9 protein-coding genes are annotated in these 9230 nt (G+C 65.5%); 3 read left to right on the top strand and 6 right to left on the bottom strand.

Annotation, left to right across the window (positions count from 1 at the left end):
* Positions 1–124 precede the first annotated feature (124 nt).
* The 3 genes from B4U45_RS05050 (at position 125) to B4U45_RS05060 (ending at position 5176) form a co-directional block, all read left to right on the top strand.
* Positions 125–544, top strand: a complete 420-nt coding sequence (locus B4U45_RS05050; RefSeq protein ID WP_396669940.1) for an MmpS family transport accessory protein — start codon at positions 125–127, stop codon at positions 542–544.
* Positions 541–3420, top strand: coding sequence for an MMPL/RND family transporter (locus B4U45_RS05055; RefSeq protein ID WP_082275644.1), 2880 nt, complete (start codon positions 541–543; stop codon positions 3418–3420). Before B4U45_RS05050 ends, B4U45_RS05055 begins: the two co-directional genes overlap by 4 nt.
* A gap of 229 nt (positions 3421–3649) precedes the next feature.
* Positions 3650–5176: a PecA family PE domain-processing aspartic protease gene (locus B4U45_RS05060; protein ID WP_083153224.1), complete on the top strand. Its 1527-nt coding sequence runs from the start codon at positions 3650–3652 to the stop codon at positions 5174–5176.
* A 4-nt stretch (positions 5177–5180) separates the two neighbouring features.
* Here B4U45_RS05060 and B4U45_RS05065 read toward each other — a convergent pair whose 3' ends face one another.
* The 6 genes from B4U45_RS05065 to B4U45_RS05090 form a co-directional block, all read right to left on the bottom strand.
* On the bottom strand, positions 5181–6017 hold the full coding sequence (locus B4U45_RS05065; RefSeq protein WP_075549372.1) for a DegV family protein: 837 nt from the start codon (positions 6015–6017) through the stop codon (positions 5181–5183).
* 3 nt (positions 6018–6020) lie between these two features.
* Positions 6021–6758 carry a diglucosylglycerate octanoyltransferase gene (octT, locus tag B4U45_RS05070; protein WP_075549373.1) on the bottom strand — a complete coding sequence of 246 codons (738 nt, stop codon included), beginning with the start codon at positions 6756–6758 and terminating at the stop codon, positions 6021–6023.
* Entirely contained in the window at positions 6748–7413 is a 666-nt protein-coding gene (gene gpgP / locus B4U45_RS05075) for a glucosyl-3-phosphoglycerate phosphatase (RefSeq protein WP_075549374.1), read from the bottom strand. The genes octT and gpgP overlap by 11 nt, the downstream gene beginning before the upstream one ends.
* Entirely contained in the window at positions 7410–7790 is a 381-nt protein-coding gene (rsfS, locus tag B4U45_RS05080) for a ribosome silencing factor (protein WP_075549375.1), read from the bottom strand. Before rsfS ends, gpgP begins: the two co-directional genes overlap by 4 nt.
* Complete coding sequence (gene nadD / locus B4U45_RS05085) at positions 7787–8452, bottom strand: nicotinate-nucleotide adenylyltransferase (RefSeq protein WP_082275645.1); 666 nt, start codon at positions 8450–8452, stop codon at positions 7787–7789. Before nadD ends, rsfS begins: the two co-directional genes overlap by 4 nt.
* Before the next feature lie 564 nt (positions 8453–9016).
* Positions 9017–9230, bottom strand: a 214-nt coding sequence (locus B4U45_RS05090; RefSeq protein ID WP_277996407.1) for a group II intron maturase-specific domain-containing protein, incomplete at its 5' end; no start/stop codon positions are given.

Raw genomic sequence — 9230 nt, forward strand, 5'->3', positions numbered from 1 at the left:
TAAGGGTAAGGTGCTTAGCCAAGCAAAGGTTCTGTCTGCACCGGGCCTGGCTTACCGGGTGGGCCGCGACGACCTTTGGCGGTGAGCGGAAGGCGGTCAAGTGAAAACGATTCGCATTACCACCGTGACCAGGCACCTATGGATACCGCTGGTCCTGGTGATCGTGCTCGCGGTCTCCGGTTTGGTGGTGATGCGGCTGCACCGGATCTTCGGTTCCCAGGACCTCAACGCAAACGTCGGCGGCGGGATCGAGATCGTGCAATTCAACCCCAAGGTCGTCACCTATGAGGTCTTCGGTCCGCCCGGGAGCACCGCCAACATCAACTACTGGGACGCCGACGCCAACACTCACCAGGTCAACGCCGTAGCGCTGCCGTGGTCGGTGACGGTCTCGACGACGCTGCCCTCGGTGAGCGCCAACATCATGGCGCAGGGCGACGGCAGCCGGATCGGCTGTCGGATCACGGTGGACGGTGTCGTCCGGCAAGAGAAGAAGTCCGACGGCGTCAACCCGCAGACTTTCTGCCTGGTGAAATCCGCATGAGCCACGTGGAAGACCCGACCACGAGCGTGATCAGTACCCACCACGCCGAGACACGCCCCAGCAGCCACCCGCACCGGCCCGTCATCCCGCACACCATCCGTATCTTCGCGGTGCCGCTCATCCTGGCCTGGGTAGTGCTGACCGTCATCGTCAACGTCGCCGTGCCGCGACTGGAAGTCGTCAGCGAGGAACATTCCGCGCCGATGACGCCATTGGACGCCCCGTCGATGAAGGCAATGATGCTGTTGGGGCACAACTTCCGGGAGTTCGATTCCAACAGCACGGTCATGATCGTCCTGGAAGGTCAGCAACCCCTCGGCGACGACGCGCACCACTACTACGACAACTTGATTCGCCAACTGCGCCAAGATCCCAAGCACGTCCAGCACATCCAGGATTTCTGGGGAGACCGGCTCACGGCGGCCGGCGCGCAGAGCGCCGACGCCAAGGGCGCCTACGTCATGCTGAACCTCGCCGGCAACCAGGGCACCACGCTGGCCAACGAATCCGTCGAGGCCGTCCGCAAGGTGATCGACCACAACCCGCCGCCGCCCGGGGTGAAGGCCTACGTCACCGGTCCCGCCGCGCTCAGTGACGACATGCACATCATCGGCAACGCCAGCCTGGCCAAGATCACGCTGTTCACCCTCGGCGCCATCGCCATCATGTTGCTGCTGGTCTACCGCTCAATCGTCACCACGTTGGTCCAGTTGTTCATGACCGGCATTGCGCTGGCTTCCGCGCGCGGGGTGGTCGCGGTTCTGGGGTACCACAACGTCTTCGGGCTCACCACGTTCGCCGCCAACATCCTCACCATGCTGGCGATCGCCGCCGGAACCGACTACGGGATCTTCCTCGTCGGCCGTTATCAGGAGGCGCTAAGAGCCGGCGAAGATCGAGAAACCGCCTACTACACCACCTTTCGCGGGGTGGCCCCGGTGGTGTTGGGCTCGGGACTGACCATCGCCGGGGCGACCTACTGTCTGAGCTTCGCGCGGCTGCCCTGGTTCAACACCATGGGAGCGCCCGTGGCGATCGGCATGCTCGTGGTCGTGTTGGCCGGGGTGACGCTGGGTCCGGCGGTGGTGTTCGTGGGCAGTCGTTTCCACCTGTTCGAGTCCAGGCGGGCAGCCGGGAAGGGTCGGCTGTGGCGGCGGGTCGGCACCGCCGTGGTGCGTTGGCCGGCACCGATTCTGGCGGTCAGTGGGGCGATTGTGCTAGTGGGCATGGTGGCGCTGCCGACGTTCAAAACCAGCTACAACGACCGCTACTATCTGCCGGCCGCAGCCTCCTCCAACCTCGGGCAAGCCGCCGCCGACCGGCATTTCTCCCAGGCGCGGATGAACCCGGACATGCTGATGATCGAGGCCGATCACGACATGCGAAATACCGCAGACATGCTGGTCTTGGACAAAGTGGCCAAAAACGTCATCCGGGTTATCGGTATCGCCATGATCCAGGACATCACCAGACCGCTGGGCATCCCAATTCAACACAGCTCCATACCATTTCAGAACAGCATGCAAAGCCAGACGACCATGCAGAACATGGCGTTCCTGAAGGACCGCATGGCCGACATCACCAAGATGGCCGACGAAATGCAATTCATGATCGACACGATGCAGCGCATGTACCGGGTGACCCAAGAGCTTTCCAGCGCCGCCGACGACAGCGCACGGACCACGGCCGAAACAGCGGAGATAACCAACCGATTGCGGGACCACATCGCCGATTTCGACGACTTCTGGCGTCCGATCCGTAGTTACTTCTACTGGGAGAAGCACTGCTTCGACATACCCATCTGCTGGTCGTTGCGGTCCCTGTTCGACTCGTTGGACGGCTTCGATCAGCTGGCCGGGCAATTCGACGAACTGACCGCAGACATCCGGCGCACTGCCACCGCCACCCACGAGATGCTGGTGCTGATCCCGCCGATGATCGAGACCATGAAGACCACCAAGGCGCTGACGCTGACCATGCAGGCCACCTTCTCGGCCATGCTCGACCAGATGGACGAGCTGAGCAATACCGCCATCGTCATGGGGCAGAGTTTCGACGCCTCCAAGAACGACGACTTCTTCTACCTGCCGCCCGAAGCGTTCGACAACCCCGACTTCCAGACCGGGCTTCGGATGTTTTTGTCGCCGGACGGCAAGTCCGCGCGCTTCTTCATCACCCACCAGGGCGATCCAATGACCCCGGAAGGAATCTCGCGAGTCGACGCCGAGCGCACCGCCGCCCAGGAGGGCCTCAAGCAGTCGTCGCTCTCGGATGCCAAGGTTTATCTCGGCGGAACCGCCGCGACGTTCAAGGACATGGCCGACGGCGAAAAGTACGACCTGATGATCGCGGTGGTGTCGGCACTGACGCTGATCTTCATGATCATGCTGTTGCTGACCCGAAGCGTGGTCGCCGCACTGGTCATCGTCGGCACCGCGGCGAGCTCGATCGCCGCGTCCTTCGGGTTGTCGGTGCTGATTTGGCAGGATCTGTTCGGCATCAAGATCCACTGGATCGTGGCGGCGCTGTCCGTCATCATCCTGCTGGCCGTGGGGTCCGACTACAACCTGCTGTTGGTCTCGCGGTTCCGGGAAGAGATCCATGCCGGACTCAAGACCGGAACCATCCGCTCCATGGCCGGCACCGGCGGGGTGGTGACGGCCGCGGGTCTGGTGTTCGCCTTCACCATGGCCGCCATGCTGGGAAGCGAATTGCGGGTGCTCGGCCAGTTCGGGTCGACCGTCTGTATCGGCCTGCTGCTCGACACGTTGATCGTGCGCACCCTGCTGATGCCGTCGATCGCCACGCTGCTGGGCCGCTGGTTCTGGTGGCCCCAGGTGGTGCACCCCCGCGGCCACAACGCCCGGAGAGCGTAATGCCCGCGAAAATCGTTCGGGTACTTTGATTTTCAAGTCCCGCGCGGTTGATGCCGGATCGATAAGCACACCAGGTGGCTTGGTTGCTCCGCACAGCAGCGCCGAACGTATTTGATGCAACCGTGTACAAGCCACCAAAGGCGATATCAGAATAATTTCATCGCTGTTTCATCGCCGCTGCAGATCCTCATCTGGCGACAGCGCAAGTGCGACGGACGGGAGGTACGAGATGTCGTACGTGAGCCTGGCGCCCGAGCTGGCGACGGTCGCGACGACGGACCTGACCCGTATCGGCTCAGCAATCAGCGCCGCAAACACCGCCGCCGCCGCCCCGACAACGGCGCTGCTGGTCGCCGGCGCCGATGATGTCTCGGCAGTGATGGCCACGCTGTTTGCCGAATACGGTCGCCAGTATCAGGCAATGGCCGCACAGGTCGCGGCATCTTATGACCAATTCACCCGCTCGGTGGTGGCCGGCGTGAACGCGTATGCGGCCGCCGAGGCCGCCAACATCACCCGGCTTGCGACGAGCGTGGTCAATGCGGTCAATGAGCCCGTCCTCGAGCTGACCGGGCGCCCGCTGATCGGCGACGGCGCCAACGGATACACCAACGCTCAAGGCGTGGGGACGGCCGGCAAACCCGGCGGCTGGTTGTACGGCAATGGCGGTACCGGTGGCACCAGCACTCGCGCCGGAGTGCCCGGGGGTGCCGGCGGGGCCGCGGGTCTGATCGGCGCCGGCGGTACCGGCGGCAGCAGCGTTTACGGCGGGGCGCCCGGCGGTGCCGGCGGGCCCGCGATCCTGATCGGTGACGGCGGCACGGGCGGGGCCAGCGGGCCCGGCGGGGTCGGTGGCGTTGGCGGCCGCGCCGGTTTGCTGTGGGGGCACACCGGCACCGCCGGCATCAGCACCCTGCTTTCGCCGAACCAAACCCTGATCTATGTGGATCAATACGGCAACCCGCTACTCAACATCTCGGTGGGCGGCGGACCCAGCTTGCCCGTCATCGTCGACTCCGGCTCCACGGGGCTCTTGGTCCCACCGCAATACGTCAATCTGGCGGCTCTCGGCCCGCCCACCGGGACGGGCTCCGTCAGTTACGGCCTCAGCAGCACCGGTCGGCTCTACATCGACTACCAGACATATCAAACGACGGTGAATTTCGGGAACGGCATCCTCACCGATCCGACCACCGTTGGCGTCGCCACCTCCGCATATCTGGGTACGCCAAGTAACCCCATTGACGTTTCGCTGTTACCCGCCTATCTGGGCGTCGGTCCCAACAACATGTACCCGTTCGCCACCCCCACCAACGCGGCGTTACCGGTGAACATGAATCAGGGCGTGCTCATCAATATGCCCCGGGGTTTGCTGGAGTTCGGCCCAAATTCGCTGCCGCCCATCGTCCAGCTCAATGGAGCACCGGGAACCATGGTTCAGGTACAGATCAACAACGGATTGCCGCAGACCGTCCCCGCATACATCGACTCCGGCGGCGTGGGCGGAACCATCCCACAATCGTTGGTGCCTGGCCTGGCGGTCGGCAATCACCTTCCCGCAGGCACCACCATCACCGTCTCCACGATCAACGGTGTGCCGCTCTACACGCAGACGGTCACTGCGGCCGATTCGCCGACCGTTGTGTCCGCGGGCAATCCGTTCAATACCGGGAATTACCCCTTCTCCATCGGGCCGATCTATATCTGGAACGATCCCAGCCCGATAGGAACGACGGTCTTCGACCGACTGGCCTGAGGCGTCAGCGGTAGCGGTCAACGTGCAGGCAGACCGCGACCGCCCCGGCGCCCACGTGTACCGCCAGCACCGGTCCCAAGTCGGTCACGATTGCCGGTTCCCCCGCCGGCAGCCGCCGGGCCAGCTCCGCCGCCACTTCCCCGGCGCCGCCGGAGTTGGCGACGTGTTGCACCGCAACGGCAGCAGGGCCTTCGCCGACCACCTCGCACACCCGGTCGATCATCGCCGCCATCGCGTGTTTGACGGTGCGAACACGTTGGGCCAGAACAAGTTTCCCGTCGTCGATGCGAAGTATCGGCTTGAGAGCCAGCGCGGTACCCAGCCATGCCTTGGCGCCGCCGATCCGTCCGCTGCGGCGCAGGTTGTCCAGCCGGTGTACGACGATGAACGCCTGCGTGTGCCGCACCGCTTCCTGCGCTGCGCGAGCAACGGCATCCAGGTCATCGCCGGCGGCGGCGGCACGCGCGGCGGCCAGCACAGCGAATCCGGTGCCCATCGCCGCCGACTTCGAGTCGATGACCCGCACGGCCGGGCCGAGGCCGGCCGCGGTCAGCTCGGCAGCACGAAAGGTTCCCGACAGTCCCGACGAGATATGTACCGCCACCACTCCGTCTCCGTCGCTGTCGGCCAGCGCCTGCCGGTAGGCGGCATCCAGTTCGGCCGGGGTCGCCGCGGCGGTGGTGGCAGGACGCTGGTAGATGTCGGCGGGTATCGCATCGACACCGTCGCGCAGGTCGGCGCCGTCGAGCAGGATGTGCAGCGGCACTTCGCGTATCGCCCAGGTGTCACGCAGATCGGCCGGCAGGCGCGCCGACGTATCCGTCACCACCACGACAGACATGGCTCAGTGGCGCGGTTTCTCGTTCGGCACCCCTGCTTCGGCCAGCGCCTTGAGCATCAGTTCCGCGACTGCCTGATGGGCTTCGAAGTTCCAGTGAATGCCGTCCGGATTGCCTCGCCCAGTCATAATGTGCTCGGCGACAGCGGCTTTGAGGTCCACCAGGGGAATATCGTGGCCCTGCGCCCATTCGGTGATGGCCGCCGCGGTAGCCGCCCGCCCGTGGTGCGCCCTGCGGTAGGTCTCGGCGATGTGCACCGACGGCAGGGAGGCCACCACCGGGATGCCGGGCCGGTTGAAATCTATTGCCCCGCGGGTCTGTTCGAGGTATTCGACGGTCAGATGCGGGGGTAGCGCGGACCGGGCCACCGGCGAAAACCGAGGCTGCACCCAGGCGTAGCCGTCGCGCGCCCACCGCCGTAACCGAGGTGGGCGGACGTAGCGGATGAGTTCACGCAGCGCGGTCGGCAACACCGACGGCAGCGAATCCATCCCGCTGGTGGCGAAGACCACCGCTCCCGCCCGGGGCAGCGCCGCCCACGATCGCGGGTCCTGGGTCGCCGCCCACCACACGTCCCGGCAGGTCCAGCCGATGCGGCCGATCAGTTCCAGATCCCAATCTAGTTGGGCTGCAACGATATTAGGCCAGATTCGCGGGTCGTCGGCGGGCAGGCCGCCGGTGGGCCCGTAATAGGCCAGCGAGTCGGCGAAGACCAGCAGCGCCGGCCGAGTCTCAGAGCACATCGCCGATAACCTGAGCCGAGGCATTCCACACGTCGAGGCGCCAGCGGATGTGGCCATCGGCACCCGTCGAATGTCCGCTGAGTTGTGTCCAACTGGCATTGCCCATACCACCGAGGGCGGGCCAGTGGGCTACCGGCAGCTGCAGCAGCGCGGCGGTCAGCGCGGCGATGAGCCCTCCGTGGGTCACCAGCACCACCGGTCGATCCGGTTGCTGGGGGTCACCCCATCCCGGTTCGCTGGACACCAGTTCGGTGACCACCGGCAGACTTCGGGCGGCGACGTCGATCCTGGTTTCCCCGCCGTGCGGTGCCGACGTCGCATCCTCCCGCCAGGCCAGCCGCGCACCGGGTGCTTCGTCGTCGATCTCGGCGTGGGTCATGCCCTGCCAGTCGCTGATGTGAGTTTCGCGCAACCGGCGGTCAACCCGGACCGGCAATCCGGTCCGTTCTCCCAGCGTCATCGCCGTGTCGTAAGCGCGCCGCAGATCCGACGACACGATCAGCAACGGCTGCATCTTGCCCAGCGCTTCGGCGGCGGCGACCGCCTGCGCTCGGCCCAGGTCAGTCAGGTGGGTGTCGAGGTGACCCTGCATCCGGCTGCCGAGGTTGAAATCGGTTTGCCCGTGGCGCAGCATCACCAGCCGCCGCACGCTCATTGCCGATCCTCGGAGGTGGGCGCCAGGTCCACCGGCACCACCGGGCAGTCGCTCCACAGCCGGTCCAGGGCGTAGAAGTCGCGGTCATCCTGGTGCTGGACATGCACGACGATGTCGCGGTAATCCAGCAACGTCCAGCGGCCTTCCCGGGCGCCCTCGCGCCGCGCCGGCCGGTAACCCGCCCGGCGCATCTTCTCCTCAACTTCGTCGACGATCGCGTTGACCTGCCGTTCGTTGGACGCCGAGGCAATGACGAAACAGTCCGTGATGACCAGTTGCCCGGAGACGTCGATGACCACGACGTCGTCGGCGAGCTTGGCTGCGGCCGCACCGGCGGCCACCGTCGCCATATCGATGGCTTCTTTAGTGGCGGTCATGCGCTGTTCCCCGCGGTCAGGCTGGAACTCGTGGGGTTCGCTGGCTCCTCGGCTTTGCGGTAGAGGCCGCGTTTGGAGACGTACTGCACGACGCCGTCGGGCATCAGGTACCACAAGGGCCGTGATTCCGCGGCCCGCTGACGGCAGTCGGTGGAGGAGATGGCCAGCGCCGGGATCTCGACCAGGGTCAAGGCATCCTCGGACAGCCCGGCCACGGCGGCGGTGACATGGTCGTGGCGCAGGTCGTAGCCGGGCCGGCTGACACCGACGAACCGCGCCAGCTCGAACAGCTCCTCCCAGCGGTGCCACGACAGAATCGACGCCAGCGCGTCGGCGCCGGTGATGAAGTACAGCTGCGCCTGCGGATCCAGGTCGTGCAGATCGCGCAACGTGTCCTTGGTGTAGGTGGGGCCGCCGCGGTCGATGTCGACTCGGCTCACCGAAAAGCGGGGATTGGACGCGGTCGCGATCACCGTCATCAGATAGCGGTCCTCGGCGGCGGAAACGTCGCCGCCCTTCTGCCATGGCTGGCCGCTGGGCACGAACACCACTTCATCCAGGTCGAACCGGTCGGCCACCTCACTGGCGGCAACCAGGTGGCCGTGGTGGATGGGATCGAACGTCCCACCCATCACTCCTAGCCTGCGACGGTGCTTTTGCACGATTTGCCAGCTTACTTCGACCTTTCACGGATCTTGTCGCGCGGTTCAGCTGGCCGGCGTCCGGCTTCGTCGACGACGCGCTGGCCGGTGCGGCCGCCGAAGAGCATCGGCTGCCCCTGGCATCCCGGAATCGGCTGCCGCCGAAGGCTACCGCGGCTCACTCGGAAATTCATGGTGACCACGAATGCGGCTGGTCAACGAATATCCTCGTGCGCGGCCCTTGATGCCTGGCTCTGATGTCGGCACACCTCGGCCCTGTTTTGGCACGCCGATATCGCACCGTCGCTCAAACCGTTCGTGATGGCAGGCGTTCCGGAGATGCTCAGGTGCTCACCGAATCGGCGGCCATGCCACCGTATCGAGTGTGCAGTGACGGCTTTGACTGTGTATGTAGGGCGGGCACATCCACGATCGGCCGCCCTGACGGCACACCCGGCGCCGCCAGCGCACACCCGGCGCCGTCAGCCCACACTCGGCGGTCGGGTGGCCGGAGGGGATTGCACCCTCCGGCTCCCACAGATCCGGACGTGAACCTCTCGATTCATCCGGCTCTTGTCATCTTGATCACCAGACGGCGGGGACGGTGGTGGTCCATTGCCAGTGCGCGAGGAAACGCGGGTACTGCGTGGTGACCCGCTGCCATGCCTGCTGGAACGCACCGCGGCTCCGATACCGCCGATATTTGTTGCGGACCCAACGCATCAGGTAGGCGTTGATGCGCGCCAGGAGAGGATGCAGCGCCGACCGGAAGAAGGCGCCGTAGTAGTTCATCCAGCCC

The sequence above is a fragment of the Mycobacterium persicum genome (assembly GCF_002086915.1).
Classification (GTDB): Bacteria; Actinomycetota; Actinomycetes; order Mycobacteriales; family Mycobacteriaceae; genus Mycobacterium; species Mycobacterium persicum.

Excerpts from the sequence above, each read along its gene's own strand:
- octT (WP_075549373.1), bottom strand. The coding sequence starts at position 6,758 with ATGTGCTCTGAGACTCGGCCGGCGCTGCTGGTCTTCGCCGACTCGCTG.
- B4U45_RS05065 (WP_075549372.1), bottom strand. The coding sequence starts at position 6,017 with ATGTCTGTCGTGGTGGTGACGGATACGTCGGCGCGCCTGCCGGCCGAT.
- gpgP (WP_075549374.1), bottom strand. The coding sequence starts at position 7,413 with ATGAGCGTGCGGCGGCTGGTGATGCTGCGCCACGGGCAAACCGATTTC.
- B4U45_RS05060 (WP_083153224.1), top strand. The coding sequence starts at position 3,650 with ATGTCGTACGTGAGCCTGGCGCCCGAGCTGGCGACGGTCGCGACGACG.
- B4U45_RS05055 (WP_082275644.1), top strand. The coding sequence starts at position 541 with ATGAGCCACGTGGAAGACCCGACCACGAGCGTGATCAGTACCCACCAC.
- rsfS (WP_075549375.1), bottom strand. The coding sequence starts at position 7,790 with ATGACCGCCACTAAAGAAGCCATCGATATGGCGACGGTGGCCGCCGGT.